Consider the following 19,775-nt stretch of genomic DNA (forward strand, 5'->3'; position numbering starts at 1 on the left):
CGATTCGTTGCCCAGTTAACTGTTGTTAACGCTTGCACAAGGCCGCCGGGAGATTAAGCTGGCCGCCGTTTTCGTTTATTGGAGTGCTTCATGTCCCGCCGTCTGCCCGTGATTCTGTTGCTTGTTTTACTGCCTTTATGGCTGGCCGCCAGTTATGGCGCGCGTTATGGCTTCATGGAGGATGCGCAATGGGTTGGCCTGTGCGTGGACGAGGCGAGCCGTTGGGAATGCCAGGTTCGCTCCAACCTTGGGCTGATGATTCACTTCAAGGTCTTGGGCTGGAGCGCATTGGCTGCGGCGCTGATCGGTTTTGTCGTACCGGGCCGGGCAGGGTGGTGGCTGGCGGTGTTGGCGCTGGTGCTGGGGTTCCCGGCGTTAGCGTTGTACAACACGACGCTGGCGGTGTTTGCGGTGGTGATTGCGGCTTTGCGGTTGGTGCGGGCGTCTCGTAGCGTCTGACAGTCAGTCTTCGCGGGCAAGCCTCGCTCCTACAGATTTTTGTCATCCACATCATTTGTGTACGGCGTAACACTGTAGGAGCGAGGCTTGCCCGCGAAGAGGCCGGCAGCAGCGCTGAAAATCAGCCCTTGCGAACCCGCAAGCAGCGCCACAACGCAGCCACCATCAACACACTCACCAGCGCCCAGCCCCAGGCCTGCTGGTTCTGCAAGCCTTCACGGAACAGCTGCGGCGCAATGCCGACACCGATAATGAAGGTCAGCACGGCAATCTCCCGACGCGGCACATTCACCGGGCGGCATAGATACACCAGCGCTGGCAGGATGAACGCGACACTCGGGAAACTGCGATAACGCGGATCGAACACCAGCTCCAGCATCATCACCGCCGCGGCAAATCCTGACGCCGCCACTAGCCAGCCGGCCCGACGCTCCAGCAGATTGAACGCACGTTCACGCCAGCCAGTGCGAGCACTCAGCGTCAGCGCGGCATGGGCCAGCACCAGCAGATTCAACGCCGTCAGCAAACCGACCCATAGCCATTCACTGGCAAACCGGGTGGTCACCCGTGCCAGATCGCCCCAAGCCCCGATCGAGCAGGCCGCCAGCGCACCCAGCAGCGGCAGCACCAATGCTGCGCGGGTGCTGCGAACCCGACCGCCCAGCAGCAAGGTGCCGAGGAAGATCAAACCGCCCACCGCCAGCCATTGCGACCAGTAAGGAACGTTCGACACCGGACCTGCCAACACACCTTTGTCCTGGCGATCGGCATCAAACAGCCCCCAATAACCACCGACCGCCCCTTCACTGGCACGCTTCCACGGCTGATCAAAGGCTTCGATCAGGTTGTAATGCCAGCCTTGTTGCTCGGCCATGGCAACAAAACCACGAATGAACTTGGCCTCGTTGACCCGGCTCGGCAGGGCGGTTTCACGCTGACGGCCTTCGCTCGGCCAGCCGGTTTCGCCGATCAGCACATCCTTGGGGGCGAATTTGTTGCCGAATACCTGACGCACTTCGGCCACATGTTGCAGGGCGGCGTCGATGTTCGATGGATCATCTTCCCAGTACGGCAGCAAATGGATGGTCAGGAAATCCACCGCCGGCGCGACTTCCGGGTGCTTGAGCCAGAACTCCCAGACATCCGCATAGGTGACGGGCTGCTTGATCTGGCTTTTGACTTTATTAATCAGCGTCGCCAGTTGCGCGCCGGTGACCTCCTTGCGCAGCAAGGCTTCGTTGCCGACGATCACCGAAGTCACCACGTCCGGGTTGGCGTTGGCTGAGGCAATCAGCAGGTCGACTTCCTTGGCGGTGTCCACCGGGTTGCTGTTGACCCAGGCGCCGATCATCAGCTTCAACCCGTGCTTGCGCGCCAGGTCGGGCAGGGCTTCGAGACCGGTCATGGAATAGGTGCGGATGCATTCGAAGCTTTTGGACAGCAGCGCGAGGTCTGCGTCCATGCGCTCGGGGCGCAGCTTGAACGGCTGATCGAACGGCGACTGGTCTTTGTCGAACGGGGTGTAGGAGGCGCATTGCAGTTTGTGCGACGCGCTGGCCACATCCGGCAGGATCACCGGTTTACCGAGGCCGTACCAGAAGCCACCGAGGGCAAACAGCCCCAGAAGGCAGGCGAAAAGATAAGCCAAAAAAGGAAAGCGTGATGTCGCGGGCATGGTCAGGCCGTCTGGGAGCAAAGGCGCGCATGTTACCTGCATTTGCCTTGGGCTTGGTGGCCTGCATGATTTTGACATGCAAAGTTCGGGCGGATCGGGGCAGGGTGTTTACGCTGGTCACGATTAATGGCGTTCTGATGTCGTTTCTCGATGCCTTGAGGTCGCTGGCAGCACAGGTCGCTGTTGTCGTGAGGTTGATTATCGAAGCGTCAGTGTTCTCATTGATAAACCACGCTGATGATCGAACGAGTTTGCGGTGAGGCGTGATGGGGCGCTTCGCACCATAACAATACGTTGACGCCGCTCGGCATCCGTCGGGCGCAGCACTTTCGGGGAAGTAACGATGAAGATGCGACGACTTTTAGGCGCGAGTGCCGCGTTGGTACTTGCGATTGGCTCCACATTCGCCAATGCCGAGAGCAAAACCCTGAGCATCGGTTACGTTGACGGCTGGTCCGACAGCGTCGCGACCACTCATGTGGCCGCCGAAGTGATCAAGCAGAAACTCGGTTATGACGTGAAGCTGCAAGCCGTCGCGACCGGGATCATGTGGCAAGGCGTGGCCACCGGCAAACTCGACGCCATGCTGTCCGCCTGGCTGCCTGTGACCCACGGCGAATACTGGGCCAAGAACAAGGATCAGGTCGTCGATTACGGCCCGAACTTCAAGGACGCGAAAATCGGCCTGATCGTGCCGGAGTACGTGAAAGCCAAGACCATCGACGATCTGAAAACCGATGACAGCTTCAAGGGCCGCATCGTGGGTATCGACGCCGGTTCGGGCGTGATGCTCAAGACCGATCAGGCGATCAAGGACTACGGTCTGACCAACTACACCCTCAAGGCCAGTTCCGGCGCGGGCATGATTGCCGAGCTGACCCGTGCCGAGAAGAAAAACGAATCCATCGCCGTCACCGGTTGGGTGCCGCACTGGATGTTCGCCAAGTGGAAACTGCGCTTCCTCGACGACCCGAAAGGCGTGTATGGCGCTGCTGAAACCGTAAACAGCATCGGCAGCAAAGATCTGGCGACCAAAGCACCGGAAGTGGCCAAGTTCCTGAAGAACTTCCAGTGGGCGTCGAAAGACGAAATCGGCGAAGTCATGTTGGCGATTCAGGATGGTGCAAAACCTGAAGCCGCCGCCAAGGATTGGGTAGCCAAACACCCGGACCGCGTAGCCGAGTGGACCAAGTGATTTGACCGCAAGCGTCTAGTCAGTACCTCTCAAGGCCCCTTGGCATAAATGCCAAGGGGCCTTTTGTTTTTCCCTGTGGGAGCGAGCCTGCTCGCGAATACGGTGTGTCAGTCATCGGCGATGTTGATTGACCCACCGCATTCGCGAGCAGGCTCGCTCCCACATTGTTTAATACCTGCTGAAAATTGGCGAAACCGTCATGTCGTTCTAATACTAAGGTCGTCTGGAACCCGTCCCGCAGCCGCATAAAGTGGATACGTTCTAACAATAATCTGTGCTGCGAGGATAAAAACAATGAACGACAGCATTTACCTCTCGATTCAAAACAGCCCGCGTTTCAAGGAGCTGGTTAGTAAGCGAGAAAAGTTCGCCTGGATTCTTTCGGCGATCATGCTTGGGCTTTACTCCGGATTCATCCTTTTGATTGCTTACGGGCCGCATATTCTCGGGGCGAAAATCAGTCCTGAGTCTTCGATTACCTGGGGGATACCGATTGGTGTCGGGCTGATTCTTTCGGCCTTTATCCTGACTGCAATCTATGTACGACGCGCCAATGGCGAATTCGACGACCTGAACAATGCGATTCTCAAGGAGGCTCAGCAATGATCCGGCGTCTAATGGCTCTATTGAGCATCGCAGCCTTTGCACCTGGCGCCTGGGCGGCTGAAGCCCTGACCGGCGAAGTGCACAAACAACCCCTCAACGTGTCCGCGATCTTGATGTTCGTCGCGTTTGTCGGCCTGACCCTGTGCATCACCTACTGGGCCTCCAAGCGCAACAACTCGGCGGCCGACTACTATGCGGCGGGCGGCAAGATCACCGGTTTCCAGAACGGTCTGGCGATTGCCGGTGACTACATGTCGGCGGCGTCCTTCCTGGGTATTTCCGCCCTGGTGTTCACCTCCGGCTACGACGGCCTGATCTACTCGATCGGCTTCCTGGTGGGCTGGCCGATCATTTTGTTCCTGATCGCCGAGCGCCTGCGTAACCTGGGCAAGTACACCTTTGCCGACGTGGCGTCCTACCGCCTCGGGCAAACCCAGATCCGCACGCTGTCCGCCTGTGGTTCGCTGGTGGTGGTGGCGTTCTACCTGATCGCGCAAATGGTTGGTGCCGGCAAGCTGATTCAGCTGCTGTTCGGCCTCGACTACTACGTGGCAGTGATCCTGGTCGGTATCCTGATGTGCATGTACGTGCTGTTCGGCGGCATGCTGGCGACCACCTGGGTGCAGATCATCAAGGCTGTGTTGCTGCTGTCCGGCGCGTCGTTCATGGCGCTGATGGTGATGAAGCACGTCAACTTCGACTTCAACATGCTGTTTTCCGAAGCGATCAAGGTCCACCCTAAAGGTGAGGCCATCATGAGCCCGGGCGGGCTGGTGAAAGATCCGGTCTCGGCGTTCTCCCTGGGCTTGGCACTGATGTTCGGTACCGCGGGCCTGCCGCATATCCTGATGCGCTTCTTCACCGTGAGTGACGCGAAAGAAGCCCGCAAGAGCGTGCTGTATGCAACCGGCTTCATCGGTTACTTCTACATCCTGACCTTCATCATCGGCTTCGGCGCGATCCTGCTGGTCAGCACCAACCCGGCCTTCAAAGATGCGGCGGGCGCACTGTTGGGCGGTAACAACATGGCGGCGGTGCACCTGGCTAACGCGGTAGGTGGCAGTATTTTCCTGGGCTTCATCTCGGCAGTCGCCTTTGCCACCATTCTGGCGGTTGTGGCCGGTTTGACTCTGGCGGGTGCTACGGCGGTGTCTCACGACCTGTATGCCAGTGTGATCAAGAAGGGCAAGGCTAACGACAAGGATGAGATCCGCGTTTCGAAAATCACCACCATTGCTTTGGGTGTGTTGGCGATTGGCTTGGGCATTTTGTTCGAAAGCCAGAATATTGCGTTTATGGTTGGTTTGGCGTTCTCCATCGCGGCGAGCTGTAACTTCCCGGTGCTGTTGCTTTCCATGTACTGGAAGAAGCTGACCACTCGCGGTGCGATGATCGGTGGCTGGTTGGGGCTGGTGAGTGCTGTTGGTTTGATGGTGCTTGGGCCGACCATTTGGGTGCAGATTCTGCATCACGAGAAGGCTATCTTCCCGTATGAGTACCCTGCGTTGTTTTCGATGGCGATTGCGTTTGTCGGGATTTGGTTCTTCTCGATTACTGATAAGTCGGCTGCTGCTGATAATGAGCGGGCGTTGTTTTTCCCGCAATTTGTGCGTTCGCAGACTGGGTTGGGGGCGAGTGGGGCGGTTTCGCACTAAGGCTTCTGGCTTTTATATATAAGCTGCGTTGAATGGAAATGCCCCGGTCGAGAGATCGGGGCATTTTTTTGGCTTTGGCTTTGGCTTTGGCTTTGGCTTTGGCTTTGGCTTTGGCTTTGGCTTTGGCTTTGGCTTTGGCTTTGGCTTTTGGACTTTGCTTTTGTAGGAGCGAGGCTTGCCCGCGAAGGCGTCCTTCTGGTTGATCGTATTTTTGGATGGTGTACATATCCGTTTCTGCGGTAACGGCGGCTTAGGGTTTCGCCCTTACGGCGACTCACTTTTTTTTCAAACGCCAAAAAAAAGTAAGCAAAAAAAGGCTCGCCCCGAGCGTCCGGCCCCTCGCTTAGGCTCGGCGTTCCTTCGTTCCGGTATTCATCTGGGGGCATCGCCTACGGTCGGCTTCGCTTCGACCTCCTCTCGATGTGTGCGGCTCCGCCGCACGGCGCTGCGCGCCCACCCCCCAGATGAACACCTCCACTCAGCCTCCCGAAGGGGCGGGCAAAGCAAGATCACGAGCTGCAGGCGAGCTAACGCTCGGCCTGTTGAGTGGTGAAAGGCACGCGGCGCACACACAACCCTGTAGGAGCTGCCGAAGGCTGCGATCTTTTGATCTGGATCTGGATCTGGATCTGGATCTGGATCTGGATCTGGATCTGGATCTGGATCTGGATTCGACCTCAACCTAGCTGTGGCTGTGGCTGTGGCTGTGGCTTTTGACGTTGATTTTGATCTTGATCTCTCGCCCCTTCGGCAGGCCGAGCGTAGGTGTTCATCAGGGGGTTAGGCGCGTAGCGCCGTGCGGCGAAGCCGCACACATCGAGAGGAGGTCGTCGCGAAGCAGACCGTAGGCGATGCCCCCTGAGGGACACCGTAGCGAGGGTACATTGAGCGAAGCGAGATGCCGTACGCCGGGGCGAAGCCTTTTGCTTACTTTTCGGCGTCTGGAAAAGTGAGTCGCTGTAAGAGCGAAACCGCCAGCCGCCATCACCGCAGCAACGGATATACACCCAACCAAAAACCCAGTCGGCCCACAGGCCGCTGAGACCGCACAAACAAAAACGGCCTCTATATAAATAGAGGCCGTTCCCGGTACAACTTAAGACGTTATCGCAAGACAGGTCTTATTTGCGGTCTTCCAGCTTGGTAATGTCACGCGACTCATAGCCGGTGTACAGCTGGCGCGGACGGCCAATCTTGTACGGGCTGGAGAGCATTTCTTTCCAGTGGGAGATCCAGCCGACAGTCCGCGCCAAGGCGAAGATCACGGTGAACATGCTGGTTGGAATGCCGATCGCCTTGAGGATAATCCCCGAGTAGAAGTCGACGTTCGGGTACAGCGAGCGCTCGATGAAGTACGGGTCGGTCAGGGCGATCTCTTCCAGGCGCATGGCCAGTTCGAGTTGCGGATCGTTGTTGATCCCCAGTTCTTTCAGTACTTCGTCGCAGGTCTGCTTCATGACGGTAGCGCGTGGGTCGCGGTTTTTGTAAACCCGGTGACCGAAGCCCATCAGTTTGAACGGATCGTTCTTGTCCTTGGCCTTGGCGATGAACTTGTCGATGTTCGACACATCGCCAATCTCGTCAAGCATGGTCAGAACAGCTTCGTTCGCGCCGCCGTGGGCAGGGCCCCACAGTGCGGCGATACCGGCGGCGATACAGGCGAACGGGTTGGCACCCGAGGAACCTGCCAGGCGTACGGTGGAAGTCGATGCGTTTTGCTCGTGGTCGGCATGGAGGATGAAGATCCGGTCCATGGCCTTGGCGAGTACCGGGCTGATCGGTTTGATCTCGCACGGGGTGTTGAACATCATGTGCAGGAAGTTTTCCGCGTACGTCAGGTCGTTGCGCGGGTACATCATGGGTTGACCCATGGAGTACTTATAAACCATCGCTGCCAGGGTCGGCATCTTGGCAACCAGGCGGATCGCGGAGATTTCGCGATGCTGCGGGTTATTGATGTCCAGGGAGTCGTGGTAGAAGGCCGAGAGGGCACCGACTACACCGCACATGACGGCCATTGGGTGGGCGTCGCGACGGAAGCCGTTGAAGAAGGTCTTCAACTGCTCGTGAACCATGGTGTGGTTCTTCACGGTGCTGACGAACTGGGCCTTCTGTTCTGCGGTCGGCAGTTCGCCGTTGAGCAGCAGATAGCAGGTTTCCAGGTAGTCCGACTTTTCAGCCAGCTGTTCGATCGGGTAACCGCGGTGCAGCAGGATGCCGTTGTCGCCGTCGATATAGGTGATCTTCGACTCGCAAGAGGCGGTCGACATGAAGCCAGGGTCAAAGGTGAAACGGCCCGTGGCCGTCAGGCCCCGAACATCAATTACATCGGGACCAACGGTGCCGGTTAAAATGGGCAGCTCGACGGGGGCTGCGCCCTCGATGATCAACTGCGCTTTTTTGTCAGCCATGTGGCCTCCTATTTATGCTTGAAATCATCAGACAGACCCCCCACGCAGGGCCCGCACCACTATAGTGAGATAAATTCGAATGTCAATTTGCCTAAAGTCTTGCTCCAGAAGGCTTTAACCGGACTTTTTCCTCGAAATTACCTGCCATTTACGCCTTTTATCCGACTTGTGCAATGAGCTATTAGGGGAAGGTGATTGCGTTGTCATTAGTAGCCTAACTGTCTATACTCGGCCACCGACCGCCAGGGGCTTTTGGGCCTGCTTTGCTGGGGGTCGCATCCCTGGGTGGTGGTTACCTGACCAGTGCACTCCCCAACAACTTTGCCCTGATTGTTAGGGGCTCTTCAGTGTGAAAAAAAGCCGTGAAAAGCCAACGACCTGTAAACCTAGACCTAAGGACCATCAAACTCCCCATCACCGGCGTTACGTCGTTTCTTCACCGTGTTTCCGGCATCATCCTCTTCCTGGGCATTGGCTTCATGCTGTACGCATTGAGCAAATCCTTGGGTTCCGAGGAAGGTTTTGCCGACGTGAAGGCAACCTTGACCAGCCCGCTGGCCAAGTTCGTAGCATGGGGCCTCCTGTCCGCTCTGCTGTATCACCTGGTAGCCGGTGTGCGCCATTTGATCATGGACATGGGCATCGGTGAGACGCTGGAAGGCGGCAAGCTGGGCTCGAAAATCATTATCGCCGTGTCTGCGGTGCTGATCGTTCTGGCGGGAGTTTGGATATGGTAACCAGCGTAACGAACCTGTCGCGTTCCGGTCTCTATGACTGGATGGCGCAGCGTGTGTCTGCGGTTGTTCTCGCGGCTTATTTCATCTTCCTGATCGGATACCTCGCTACGCACCCTGGCATTGGCTATGCCCAATGGCATGAGCTGTATGCAAGCAACGGAATGCGTATCTTCAGTCTGCTGGCCCTGGTGGCCCTGGGCGCACACGCCTGGGTTGGCATGTGGACCATCGCGACCGACTACCTGACGCCGATGGCGCTGGGCAAGTCCGCGACTGCAGTACGTTTCCTCTTCCAGGCAGTATGCGGCGTTGCGATGTTCGCCTACTTCGTCTGGGGTGTGCAGATTCTTTGGGGTATCTGATTCATGTCTACTACAGTTAATACGCTTTCGTTCGACGCCATCATCGTTGGCGGCGGCGGTGCCGGCATGCGCGCTGCGCTGCAGCTGGCACAAGGTGGTCACAAGACTGCCGTGGTAACCAAGGTTTTCCCGACTCGCTCGCACACCGTATCCGCTCAGGGTGGCATCACCTGCGCCATCGCGTCCGCTGATCCGAACGATGACTGGCGCTGGCACATGTACGATACCGTCAAGGGTTCCGACTATATCGGTGACCAGGACGCTATCGAATACATGTGTTCCGTAGGCCCGGAAGCGGTTTTCGAGCTCGAGCACATGGGCTTGCCGTTCTCCCGTACCGAACAGGGCCGCATTTATCAGCGTCCGTTCGGCGGCCAGTCGAAAGACTTCGGTAAAGGTGGCCAGGCTGCCCGTACTTGCGCCGCTGCCGACCGTACCGGTCACGCACTGCTGCACACCCTGTATCAGGCCAACCTGAAGGCCGGCACCGTATTCCTCAACGAATACTACGGCGTCGACCTGGTGAAGAACGAAGACGGTGCCTTTGTCGGCATGATCGTCATCTGCATCGAAACCGGCGAAACCTCCTACGTCCGCGCGAACGCCACCGTATTGGCGACCGGCGGTGCAGGCCGTATCTACTCGTCCACCACCAACGCCCTGATCAACACCGGTGACGGCGTCGGCATGGCTCTGCGTGCTGGCGTGCCGGTACAAGACATTGAAATGTGGCAGTTCCACCCAACCGGCATCGCCGGCGCCGGTGTACTGGTTACAGAAGGCTGCCGCGGTGAAGGCGGTTACCTGATCAACAAGCACGGCGAGCGTTTCATGGAGCGTTATGCTCCGAACGCCAAAGACCTGGCTGGTCGTGACGTAGTTGCTCGCTCGATGGTTAAAGAAATCATCGCCGGCAACGGTTGCGGTCCCGATGGCGACCACGTAATGCTGAAACTCGATCACCTCGGTGAAGAAGTTCTGCACAGCCGTCTGCCAGGCATCATGGAACTGTCCAAGACCTTCGCCCACGTCGATCCAGCCGTGTCGCCGATCCCGGTCGTTCCAACCTGCCACTATATGATGGGCGGCGTGCCGACCAACATTCATGGTCAGGCAATCACCCAGGATGCTGAAGGCGTCGACCAGATCATTCCAGGCCTGTTCGCTGTAGGCGAAGTGGCTTGCGTATCGGTTCACGGTGCCAACCGTCTGGGCGGCAACTCGCTGCTCGACCTGGTGGTATTCGGTCGTGCTGCCGGCCTGTTCCTGGAACAGACCCTGAAAGAAGGCGTCGACTACGCTCGCCCACGCCAGTCCGACATCGACGCTGCCCTGGCACGTCTTGACGGTCTGAACGCGCGGACCGAAGGCGAAGACGTCGCCACCCTGCGTAAAGAACTGCAAAGCTGCATGCAGAACTACTTCGGTGTATTCCGTACCGGCGAATACATGCAGAAGGGTATTGCCCAGCTCGCTGACCTGCGTGGCCGCATCGCCAACGTCAAGATCAACGACAAGAGCCAGGCGTTCAACACCGCTCGTATCGAAGCCCTGGAATTGCAGAACCTGCTGGAAGTGGCTGAAGCTACCGCCATCGCCGCAGAGATCCGCAAAGAGTCCCGCGGCGCTCACGCCCGTGAAGACTACGAAGACCGCGACGACGAAAACTGGCTGTGCCACACCCTGTTCTTCCCGGGTGACAAGCGCGTAACCAAGCGTGCCGTGAACTTCTCGCCGAAGACTGTTCCGACTTTTGAACCTAAGATTCGGACTTATTAAGGGTGGCTGCCATGTTGAAAGTCAGTGTTTATCGCTACAACCCTGATCAGGACGCCGCGCCGTTCATGCAGGAATTCCAGGTCGATACCGGTGGTAAAGACCTGATGGTGCTGGACGTGCTGGCCCTGATCAAAGAGCAGGACGAAGGTTTCTCCTATCGTCGCTCTTGCCGTGAAGGTGTTTGCGGTTCCGACGGCATGAACATCAACGGCAAAAACGGTCTGGCGTGCGTCACGCCGCTGTCCGCTGTCGTAAAAGGTAACAAGCTGATCGTTCGTCCGCTGCCAGGTTTGCCGGTAATCCGTGACCTGGTCGTCGATATGAGCATCTTCTACAAGCAATACGAGAAGGTGAAGCCATTCCTGCAGAACGATACGCCGGCTCCGGCCATCGAACGTCTGCAGACCCCTGAAGAGCGTGAAAAGCTCGACGGTCTGTACGAGTGCATCCTGTGCGCTTGCTGCTCGACCTCTTGCCCGTCCTTCTGGTGGAACCCGGACAAGTTCCTGGGTCCAGCTGCCCTGCTGCAAGCGTACCGCTTCCTGGCAGACAGCCGTGACACCAAGACTGCCGAGCGTCTGTCTTCGCTGGATGACCCGTTCAGCGTATTCCGCTGCCGCGGGATCATGAACTGCGTCAACGTCTGCCCGAAAGGCCTGAACCCGACTAAGGCCATCGGACACGTACGTAACATGCTGCTGCAAAGCGGCGTGTGATTCAGGCTGTAAACGCAGCACCGCTGTACCCGTAGATGCTACGGCGCAGGCTTCAACCGGCGCCGTAGTTTTAACCTGAGCAGCAGCTCATAAAGCTGCCGCTCTTATTTTGAAGAAATGAGACAAGCAGGGGCATCCGGGCTGGTACCCGGACTATCAGCGTGATCCTAAGTGGCTTGTTTTGGTCGCTGCATTCGGACTTTTGCAAGTTTGCTCGGTGTCTTCGCCGGTGGTGTTCCCCTAACCGAGGGTGACCAAGCATGCAAGAAAGCGTGATGCAGCGCATGTGGAACAGCGCCTACCTATCCGGTAGTAACGCTGCCTATGTGGAAGAGCTCTATGAGCTCTACCTGCACGACCCTAACGCTGTGCCAGAAGAGTGGCGCACCTACTTTCAGAAGTTGCCTGCTGACGGCAACACTGCCACCGATGTTTCGCACTCGACAATTCGCGATCATTTCGTCTTGCTGGCAAAGAACCAGCGCCGCGCCCAACCGGTTTCCGCCGGCAGCGTGAGCAGTGAGCACGAGAAGAAGCAAGTTGAAGTGCTGCGATTGATCCAGGCCTACCGTATGCGTGGCCACCAGGCAGCCCAGCTTGACCCGCTGGGGCTGTGGCAGCGTCCTGCACCTGCAGACCTGTCGATCAATCATTACGGCTTGACCAATGCCGATCTTGATACGACCTTCCGTGCCGGCGACCTGTTCATCGGCAAAGAGGAGGCGAGCCTACGCGAAATTCACGAAGCGTTGCAGCAGACATATTGCCGCACCATCGGCGCTGAATTCACGCACATCACCGATTCCGAGCAGCGCCAGTGGTTCCAGCAACGTCTGGAAAGCGTGCGCGGCCGTCCGACGTACTCCGCCGACATCAAGAGCCACCTGCTCGAACGCGTCACCGCCGGCGAAGGTCTGGAAAAATACCTGGGTACCAAATACCCGGGTACCAAGCGTTTCGGTCTGGAAGGCGGCGAGAGCCTGATTCCGATGCTCGACGAGCTGATCCAGCGTTCCGGCTCCTACGGCACCAAGGAAATCGTGATCGGCATGGCCCACCGTGGCCGTCTCAACGTGCTGGTCAACACCTTCGGCAAGAACCCGCGCGAGCTGTTCGACGAGTTCGAAGGCAAGAAGAAGGTCGAGCTGGGTTCCGGTGACGTTAAATACCACCAGGGCTTCTCGTCCAACGTCATGACCGCCGGCGGTGAAGTTCACCTGGCCATGGCCTTCAACCCGTCCCACCTGGAAATCGTTTCTCCAGTGGTCGAAGGTTCGGTTCGCGCCCGTCAGGATCGTCGTAACGACCCTACCGGCGAAAAGGTTCTGCCGATCTCCATCCACGGTGACGCGGCATTCGCCGGTCAGGGCGTGGTGATGGAAACCTTCCAGATGTCGCAGACCCGCGGTTTCAAAACCGGCGGCACCGTGCACATCGTGATCAACAACCAGGTCGGTTTCACCATCAGCAACCCGCTGGACTCGCGTTCCACCGAGTACGCAACCGACGTCGCGAAAATGATCCAGGCGCCGATCCTCCATGTGAATGGTGATGATCCGGAAGCCGTATTGTTCGTGACCCAGCTGGCCATCGACTACCGCATGCAGTTCAAGCGTGACGTGGTGATCGACCTGGTCTGCTACCGTCGTCGCGGCCACAACGAGGCCGACGAGCCAAGCGGCACCCAGCCTCTGATGTATCAGCAGATCACCAAGCAGCGCACCACCCGTGAGCTGTACGCTGATCGTCTGACTCAGGCCGGCGTGCTGGACGTAGAGCGTGTTCAGGCGAAAGTCGACGAATATCGCAACGCGCTGGACAACGGTCTGCATGTTGTAAAAAGCCTGGTCAAAGAGCCGAACAAAGAGTTGTTCGTGGACTGGCGTCCGTATCTGGGCCACGCCTGGACTGCGCGTCACGACACGCGTTTCGACCTGAAAACCTTGCAGGAACTGTCCGCCAAGCTGCTGGAAATTCCGGAAGGCTTCGTGGTTCAGCGCCAGGTTTCGAAAATCTACGAAGACCGTCAGAAAATGCAAGTCGGCGGCCTGCCGATCAACTGGGGTTACGCCGAAACCATGGCGTACGCGACCCTGGCGTTCGAAGGTCACCCGATTCGCATGACGGGTCAGGACATCGGTCGCGGTACGTTCTCGCACCGTCACGCTGTTCTGCACAACCAGAAAGATGCGGGCACCTACATCCCGCTGCAACACCTGTACAACGGCCAGCCACGTTTCGACCTGTACGATTCGTTCCTGTCCGAAGAAGCCGTACTGGCGTTCGAATACGGTTACTCGACCACCACGCCTGAGGCGCTGGTGATCTGGGAAGCCCAGTTCGGCGATTTCGCCAATGGTGCCCAGGTGGTTATCGACCAGTTCATCACCAGTGGCGAGCACAAGTGGGGCCGTCTCTGCGGTCTGACCATGCTGTTGCCGCACGGTTATGAAGGTCAGGGTCCGGAGCACTCTTCGGCACGTCTTGAGCGTTACCTGCAACTGTGCGCCGAGCACAACATTCAGGTAGCGGTTCCGACTACGCCGGCTCAGATCTACCACTTGCTGCGTCGTCAGGTTATTCGCCCTCTGCGCAAGCCATTGATCGTTCTGACTCCGAAGTCGCTGTTGCGTCACAAGCTCGCCATATCGACCCTGGAAGATCTGGCCGAAGGTTCGTTCCAGACCGTCATCCCGGAAATCGATGCTCTGGATCCGAAAAAGGTCGAGCGCATTGTTCTGTGTAGCGGCAAGGTCTACTACGACCTGCTGGAAAAACGCCGTGCCGAAGGTCGTGATGACATCGCCATCGTGCGTATCGAGCAGCTGTACCCATTCCCTGAGGACGACTTGAACGAAGTCCTGGCTCCGTACACCAACCTCAGACATATCGTTTGGTGTCAGGAAGAGCCGATGAACCAGGGTGCCTGGTACTGCAGCCAACACCACATGCGTCGCATCGTTGGCAATCACAACAAGGCACTCGTTCTCGAGTACGCCGGCCGTGATGCTTCTGCTGCACCTGCTTGTGGTTATGCATCGATGCACGCTGAGCAGCAGGAAAAACTGTTGCAAGACGCCTTTACTGTTTAACGCCTTCGCGCACCTGAAACCGAATTTAAGGACCCACAGATAATGGCTATCGAAATCAAAGCCCCCACTTTCCCGGAATCGGTTGCCGATGGCACCGTTGCCACCTGGCACAAAAAACCAGGCGACGCCGTCAAGCGTGATGACCTGATCGTCGATATCGAAACCGACAAAGTGGTACTGGAAGTGTTGGCCACCGCCGACGGCGTGCTGGGCGCTATCGTCAAGAACGAAGGCGACACCGTTCTGTCCGACGAAGTCCTGGGCTCCATCGAAGCGGGCGGCGCTGCTGCCGCTCCGGCTGCTGCCGCTGCTGCTCCGGCCGCTGCACAAGCTGCTGCCCCGGCTGCCGAAGGCGAAGACGATCCTGTTGCTGCACCGGCTGCTCGCAAGCTGGCTGAAGAAAACGGCATCAACATCGCTTCCGTTGCCGGCACCGGCAAAGGCGGTCGTGTGACCAAGGAAGACGTCGTAGCCGCTGTTGCCGCCAAGAAAGCCGCTCCGGCTGCCGCACCTGCCAAGGCTGCAGCTCCTGCTGCCGCTGCTCCTGTGTTCGCCGCTGGCGACCGCATCGAGAAGCGCGTACCGATGACCCGAGTGCGGGCTACCGTTGCCAAGCGTCTGGTAGAAGCCCAGTCGAACATGGCGATGCTGACTACTTTCAACGAAGTCGACATGACCGAAGTCATGGCCCTGCGTTCGAAGTACAAGGACCTGTTCGAGAAGTCCCACAACGGCGTACGCCTGGGCTTCATGTCGTTCTTCGTTAAAGCGGCCACCGAAGCGCTGAAACGCTTCCCGGCTGTCAACGCGTCGATCGACGGTGCTGACATCGTTTACCACGGTTATGCCGACGTCGGCGTTGCTGTTTCCAGCGACCGCGGCCTGGTTGTACCGGTTCTGCGTAACGCCGAACTGATGAGCCTGGCTGAAATCGAAGGCGGCATCGCCGCTTTCGGCAAGAAGGCGCGTGACGGCAAACTGTCGATGGACGAAATGACCGGTGGTACGTTCACCATCACCAACGGTGGTACCTTCGGTTCGATGATGTCGACTCCGATCGTCAACCCGCCGCAAGCGGCCATCCTGGGCATGCACAACATTCTGCAGCGTCCTATGGCGATCAACGGTCAGGTCGTTATCCGTCCGATGATGTACCTGGCTCTGTCCTACGATCACCGTCTGATCGATGGCAAAGAAGCTGTGACCTTCCTGGTTACCATCAAGAACCTGCTGGAAGACCCGGCTCGTTTGCTGCTGGATATCTGATAGAAGCAGCTGCAGGTTTCAAGTTTCAAGCTGCAAGCAATTGCAGCTTGGCTTGAGGCTTGCGGCTTCAAGCTTGTTGCCAAAAGAGGATTTTTTGAATGTCGCAGAAATTTGACGTAGTAGTGATCGGTGCGGGCCCTGGCGGCTACGTGGCTGCCATCAAAGCAGCGCAACTGGGTCTCACCACTGCCTGCATCGAGAAATACACCGACAAGGAAGGCAAACTGGCTCTGGGCGGTACTTGCCTGAACGTCGGCTGCATTCCATCCAAGGCGCTGCTGGACAGCTCCTGGAAATACAAGGAAGCCAAAGAAGGCTTCGCGATCCACGGTATCAATCACGCTGGCGTGACCATGGACGTGTCTGCAATGGTTGGCCGTAAAGCCAACATCGTCAAAGGCCTGACCTCTGGCGTTGCAACCCTGTTCAAGGCTAACGGCGTTACTTCCCTGCAAGGCCACGGCAAACTGCTGGCCGGCAAGAAAGTCGAGCTGACCAAGCCAGACGGCACCGTCGAAATCATCGAAGCCGAGAACGTGATTCTGGCTTCGGGCTCGCGTCCGATCGACATTCCACCGGCTCCGGTTGACCAGAACGTGATCGTCGATTCGACCGGCGCGCTGGAATTCCAAACCGTACCTAAGCGTCTGGGCGTGATCGGCGCTGGCGTTATCGGTCTGGAACTGGGTTCGGTCTGGTCCCGTCTGGGCTCCGAAGTCGTGGTTCTGGAAGCGCTGGAGAAGTTCCTGCCAGCCGCTGACGAAGCCGTTTCGAAAGAAGCCTTCAAGACCCTGACCAAACAAGGTCTGGACATCAAGCTGGGCGCTCGCGTCACCGGTTCCAAAGTGAATGGCGACGAAGTCGTTGTGAACTACACCGATGCCAATGGCGAACAGAACATCACGTTCGACAAGCTGATTGTTGCCGTTGGTCGCCGTCCAGTGACCACCGAGCTGCTGGCAGCTGACAGCGGCGTGAACATCGACGAACGTGGTTTCGTTTTCGTTGACGACCAGTGCGCGACCAGCGTTCCGGGCGTTTACGCAATCGGTGACGTGGTTCGCGGCATGATGCTGGCGCACAAGGCATCCGAAGAAGGCATCATGGTTGTAGAGCGCATCAAGGGCCACAAAGCCCAGATCAACTATGACCTGATCCCGTCTGTTATTTATACTCACCCGGAAATCGCGTGGGTCGGTAAAACCGAGCAAACCTTGAAAGCTGAAGGCGTTGAAGTTAACGTCGGCACTTTCCCGTTCGCAGCCAGTGGCCGTGCCATGGCAGCCAACGACACCGGCGGTTTCGTGAAAGTCATTGCTGATGCCAAGACTGACCGCGTACTGGGCGTCCACGTGATTGGCCCGAGCGCTGCAGAACTGGTTCAGCAGGGCGCGATCGGTATGGAATTCGGCACCAGTGCTGAAGACCTGGGCATGATGGTTTTCTCCCATCCGACCCTGTCCGAAGCCTTGCACGAAGCTGCTCTGGCAGTGAATGGCGGCGCCATTCACATCGCCAACCGCAAGAAGCGTTAAGACAAGACAATAAGAAACCACGGCGGAAGGCCCGTCGTGAGCCTTGCGTGCAAGACTCACCGCGGAATGTCCGCCGGACGCAGCCTTGCGTAGTCTCACCGGTTATCCGGAACACCTACGCAAGCAGCAGTCACAGGTGGTGCGGCACTTAAACGAGTGCAGCACCGAATGCGCAGTACCTAACGAAGACGGTAATAAGCATGAATCTTCACGAGTATCAGGGTAAGCAGCTGTTCGCTGAGTACGGCCTGCCAGTATCCCAGGGTTTCGCCGTAGACACCCCGGAAGCAGCAGCAGAAGCGTGCGACAAAATCGGCGGGACCGAATGGGTTGTCAAAGCCCAGGTTCACGCAGGTGGTCGCGGTAAAGCGGGCGGCGTTAAGCTGGTTCGCAGCAAAGAAGACGCCAAAGCATTCGCTCAACAGTGGTTGGGCAAGCGTCTGGTGACTTACCAGACTGATGCCAATGGTCAGCCAGTCACCAAGATCCTGGTTGAATCGTGCACTGATATCGCTAAAGAGCTGTACCTGGGCGCTGTCGTTGACCGTTCGAGCCGTCGCATCGTGTTCATGGCTTCCACCGAAGGTGGCGTGGACATCGAGAAAATCGCTCACGACACTCCAGAAAAAATTCTGAAAGCCACTATCGATCCACTGGTTGGCGCTCAGCCATTCCAGGGTCGCGAGCTGGCATTCCAGCTGGGTCTGGAAGGCAAGCAAGTTGCTCAGTTCGCCAAGATCTTCGTAGGTCTGGCCAAGCTGTTCAAGGATCACGACCTGGCTCTGCTGGAAGTGAACCCGCTGGTGATCAAGGCTGACGGCGATCTGCATTGCCTCGACGCCAAGATCAACATCGACGCCAACGCCATGTACCGTCAGCCTAAGCTGAAAACTTTCCACGATCCGTCGCAAGACGATCCGCGCGAAGCGCACGCTGCCAAGTTCGAACTGAACTACGTAGCACTGGAAGGCAACATCGGTTGCATGGTCAACGGTGCTGGCCTGGCCATGGGTACCATGGACATCGTCAACCTGCATGGCGGCAAACCAGCCAACTTCCTCGACGTGGGCGGCGGTGCTACCAAAGAACGCGTTACCGAAGCGTTCAAGATCATCCTGTCCGACACTAACGTCGCTGCAGTATTGGTCAACATCTTCGGCGGCATCGTTCGTTGCGACATGATTGCCGAAGGCATCATCGGTGCAGTGAAAGAAGTCGGCGTGAAAATCCCGGTTGTTGTTCGCCTTGAAGGCAACAACGCTGAGCTGGGCGCTAAAGTACTGGCAGAAAGCGGTTTGAACATCATCGCTGCTACCAGCCTGACCGACGCTGCTCAACAAGTTGTCAAAGCTGCGGAGGGCAAATAATGAGCGTCCTGATCAATAAAGACACCAAAGTTATCTGCCAGGGTATTACCGGTTCGCAAGGTAGTTTCCACACCCAGCAAGCCATCGAATACGGCACCAAGATGGTTGGTGGCGTTACTCCTGGTAAAGGCGGCACCGAACACCTGGGTCTGCCAGTGTTCAACACCGTGAAAGACGCTGTAGCTGCCACTGGCGCCACCGCCAGCGTTATCTACGTTCCAGCTCCTTTCTGCAAAGACTCCATCCTGGAAGCAGCATTCGGCGGCATCAAGCTGATCGTTTGCATCACTGAAGGCATTCCTACCCTGGATATGCTGGATGCCAAGGTCAAGTGCGACGAGCTGGGCGTAGTCCTGATCGGTCCTAACTGCCCAGGCGTGATCACTCCAGGCGAATGCAAGATCGGCATCATGCCAGGTCACATTCACTTGCCAGGCAAGGTCGGTATCGTTTCCCGTTCCGGCACCCTGACCTACGAAGCTGTTAAGCAAACTACTGACGCCGGTTTCGGTCAGTCGACTTGCGTCGGCATCGGCGGTGACCCGATCCCGGGTTCGAACTTCATCGACATCCTGAAGCTGTTCCAGGAAGACCCGAAGACCGAAGCGATCGTAATGATCGGCGAGATCGGCGGTTCGGCTGAAGAAGAAGCGGCTGCCTACATCAAGGCACACGTGACCAAGCCGGTTGTTTCCTACATCGCTGGTGTGACTGCCCCTGCGGGCAAGCGCATGGGCCATGCTGGCGCAATCATCTCTGGCGGCAAAGGCACTGCAGACGAGAAGTTTGCTGCCCTGGAAGACGCAGGCGTTAAAACCGTGCGTTCGCTGGCAGACATCGGCAAGGCTTTGTCCGAGCTGACCGGTTGGGCGATCAAGTAAGCCTCGCGCTTAGCTTGTAACTCTGCTGACAAAGGCCAC

Annotated in this window: 15 protein-coding genes; 13 read left to right on the plus strand and 2 right to left on the minus strand. The window is 57.7% G+C overall.

Translation table 11 applies throughout. The annotated features are described in order from the left end of the window. Positions 1-90 precede the first annotated feature (90 nt). Complete coding sequence (locus tag ACWIKB_RS12215) at positions 91-459, plus strand: hypothetical protein (RefSeq protein WP_475267061.1); 369 nt, start codon at positions 91-93, stop codon at positions 457-459. Positions 460-580: 121 nt separating this feature from the next. Here ACWIKB_RS12215 and ACWIKB_RS12220 read toward each other — a convergent pair whose 3' ends face one another. Beyond that, entirely contained in the window at positions 581-2,176 is a 1,596-nt protein-coding gene (locus ACWIKB_RS12220) for a glycoside hydrolase family 17 protein (protein WP_475267063.1), read from the minus strand. Between the two features lie 301 nt (positions 2,177-2,477). On the opposite strand from ACWIKB_RS12220, the gene ACWIKB_RS12225 reads away from it, so the two are divergent. The 3 genes from ACWIKB_RS12225 (at position 2,478) to ACWIKB_RS12235 (ending at position 5,590) form a co-directional block, all read left to right on the plus strand. Continuing rightward, positions 2,478-3,329 carry a glycine betaine ABC transporter substrate-binding protein gene (locus ACWIKB_RS12225; RefSeq protein ID WP_475267065.1) on the plus strand — a complete coding sequence of 284 codons (852 nt, stop codon included), beginning with the start codon at positions 2,478-2,480 and terminating at the stop codon, positions 3,327-3,329. A 294-nt stretch (positions 3,330-3,623) separates the two neighbouring features. Further along, positions 3,624-3,935 carry a DUF485 domain-containing protein gene (locus ACWIKB_RS12230; protein ID WP_008148580.1) on the plus strand — a complete coding sequence of 104 codons (312 nt, stop codon included), beginning with the start codon at positions 3,624-3,626 and terminating at the stop codon, positions 3,933-3,935. Then, entirely contained in the window at positions 3,932-5,590 is a 1,659-nt protein-coding gene (locus tag ACWIKB_RS12235) for a cation acetate symporter (RefSeq protein ID WP_475267066.1), read from the plus strand. Before ACWIKB_RS12230 ends, ACWIKB_RS12235 begins: the two co-directional genes overlap by 4 nt. A gap of 1,121 nt (positions 5,591-6,711) precedes the next feature. On the opposite strand, the gene gltA is transcribed toward ACWIKB_RS12235, so the two are convergent. Then, positions 6,712-8,001 (minus strand): citrate synthase, encoded by a 1,290-nt coding sequence (gene gltA, locus ACWIKB_RS12240; RefSeq protein ID WP_003222994.1) that lies wholly within the window; start codon positions 7,999-8,001, stop codon positions 6,712-6,714. A 362-nt stretch (positions 8,002-8,363) separates the two neighbouring features. On the opposite strand from gltA, the gene sdhC reads away from it, so the two are divergent. From sdhC to sucD, 9 genes are all read left to right on the plus strand, one after another. Then, positions 8,364-8,738: a succinate dehydrogenase, cytochrome b556 subunit gene (gene sdhC / locus ACWIKB_RS12245; RefSeq protein ID WP_054049451.1), complete on the plus strand. Its 375-nt coding sequence runs from the start codon at positions 8,364-8,366 to the stop codon at positions 8,736-8,738. Next, the gene (sdhD, locus tag ACWIKB_RS12250) at positions 8,732-9,100 is read left to right on the plus strand and encodes a succinate dehydrogenase, hydrophobic membrane anchor protein (protein WP_475267068.1); all 369 of its coding nucleotides are present in this window, start codon (positions 8,732-8,734) and stop codon (positions 9,098-9,100) included. Before sdhC ends, sdhD begins: the two co-directional genes overlap by 7 nt. A 3-nt stretch (positions 9,101-9,103) precedes the next feature. Further along, on the plus strand, positions 9,104-10,879 hold the full coding sequence (sdhA, locus tag ACWIKB_RS12255) for a succinate dehydrogenase flavoprotein subunit (RefSeq protein WP_475267070.1): 1,776 nt from the start codon (positions 9,104-9,106) through the stop codon (positions 10,877-10,879). 11 nt (positions 10,880-10,890) lie between these two features. Then, positions 10,891-11,595, plus strand: a complete 705-nt coding sequence (locus ACWIKB_RS12260) for a succinate dehydrogenase iron-sulfur subunit (RefSeq protein WP_133836531.1) — start codon at positions 10,891-10,893, stop codon at positions 11,593-11,595. A gap of 260 nt (positions 11,596-11,855) precedes the next feature. Further along, on the plus strand, positions 11,856-14,687 hold the full coding sequence (locus ACWIKB_RS12265; protein WP_475267071.1) for a 2-oxoglutarate dehydrogenase E1 component: 2,832 nt from the start codon (positions 11,856-11,858) through the stop codon (positions 14,685-14,687). A 42-nt stretch (positions 14,688-14,729) separates the two neighbouring features. Then, entirely contained in the window at positions 14,730-15,953 is a 1,224-nt protein-coding gene (gene odhB / locus ACWIKB_RS12270) for a 2-oxoglutarate dehydrogenase complex dihydrolipoyllysine-residue succinyltransferase (protein ID WP_475267072.1), read from the plus strand. 98 nt (positions 15,954-16,051) lie between these two features. Continuing rightward, positions 16,052-17,488 (plus strand): dihydrolipoyl dehydrogenase, encoded by a 1,437-nt coding sequence (lpdA, locus tag ACWIKB_RS12275; protein ID WP_475267073.1) that lies wholly within the window; start codon positions 16,052-16,054, stop codon positions 17,486-17,488. A gap of 200 nt (positions 17,489-17,688) precedes the next feature. Beyond that, positions 17,689-18,855, plus strand: a complete 1,167-nt coding sequence (sucC, locus tag ACWIKB_RS12280; RefSeq protein ID WP_008148602.1) for an ADP-forming succinate--CoA ligase subunit beta — start codon at positions 17,689-17,691, stop codon at positions 18,853-18,855. Next, on the plus strand, positions 18,855-19,736 hold the full coding sequence (gene sucD, locus ACWIKB_RS12285) for a succinate--CoA ligase subunit alpha (RefSeq protein WP_008148605.1): 882 nt from the start codon (positions 18,855-18,857) through the stop codon (positions 19,734-19,736). Before sucC ends, sucD begins: the two co-directional genes overlap by 1 nt. Positions 19,737-19,775: the final 39 nt, after the last annotated feature.

Source organism: Pseudomonas sp. 5Vm1k, from assembly GCF_056161485.1.

What these genes read in the sequence shown, in the direction of transcription:
- sdhD (WP_475267068.1), top strand. Translation starts at nt 8,732, where the DNA reads ATGGTAACCAGCGTAACGAACCTGTCGCGTTCCGGTCTCTATGACTGG.
- sucD (WP_008148605.1), top strand. Translation starts at nt 18,855, where the DNA reads ATGAGCGTCCTGATCAATAAAGACACCAAAGTTATCTGCCAGGGTATT.
- ACWIKB_RS12230 (WP_008148580.1), top strand. Translation starts at nt 3,624, where the DNA reads ATGAACGACAGCATTTACCTCTCGATTCAAAACAGCCCGCGTTTCAAG.
- sdhA (WP_475267070.1), top strand. Translation starts at nt 9,104, where the DNA reads ATGTCTACTACAGTTAATACGCTTTCGTTCGACGCCATCATCGTTGGC.
- sucC (WP_008148602.1), top strand. Translation starts at nt 17,689, where the DNA reads ATGAATCTTCACGAGTATCAGGGTAAGCAGCTGTTCGCTGAGTACGGC.
- ACWIKB_RS12215 (WP_475267061.1), top strand. Translation starts at nt 91, where the DNA reads ATGTCCCGCCGTCTGCCCGTGATTCTGTTGCTTGTTTTACTGCCTTTA.
- ACWIKB_RS12260 (WP_133836531.1), top strand. Translation starts at nt 10,891, where the DNA reads ATGTTGAAAGTCAGTGTTTATCGCTACAACCCTGATCAGGACGCCGCG.
- gltA (WP_003222994.1), bottom strand. Translation starts at nt 8,001, where the DNA reads ATGGCTGACAAAAAAGCGCAGTTGATCATCGAGGGCGCAGCCCCCGTC.
- ACWIKB_RS12235 (WP_475267066.1), top strand. Translation starts at nt 3,932, where the DNA reads ATGATCCGGCGTCTAATGGCTCTATTGAGCATCGCAGCCTTTGCACCT.
- ACWIKB_RS12220 (WP_475267063.1), bottom strand. Translation starts at nt 2,176, where the DNA reads ATGCAGGTAACATGCGCGCCTTTGCTCCCAGACGGCCTGACCATGCCC.
- lpdA (WP_475267073.1), top strand. Translation starts at nt 16,052, where the DNA reads ATGTCGCAGAAATTTGACGTAGTAGTGATCGGTGCGGGCCCTGGCGGC.
- ACWIKB_RS12265 (WP_475267071.1), top strand. Translation starts at nt 11,856, where the DNA reads ATGCAAGAAAGCGTGATGCAGCGCATGTGGAACAGCGCCTACCTATCC.
- odhB (WP_475267072.1), top strand. Translation starts at nt 14,730, where the DNA reads ATGGCTATCGAAATCAAAGCCCCCACTTTCCCGGAATCGGTTGCCGAT.
- ACWIKB_RS12225 (WP_475267065.1), top strand. Translation starts at nt 2,478, where the DNA reads ATGAAGATGCGACGACTTTTAGGCGCGAGTGCCGCGTTGGTACTTGCG.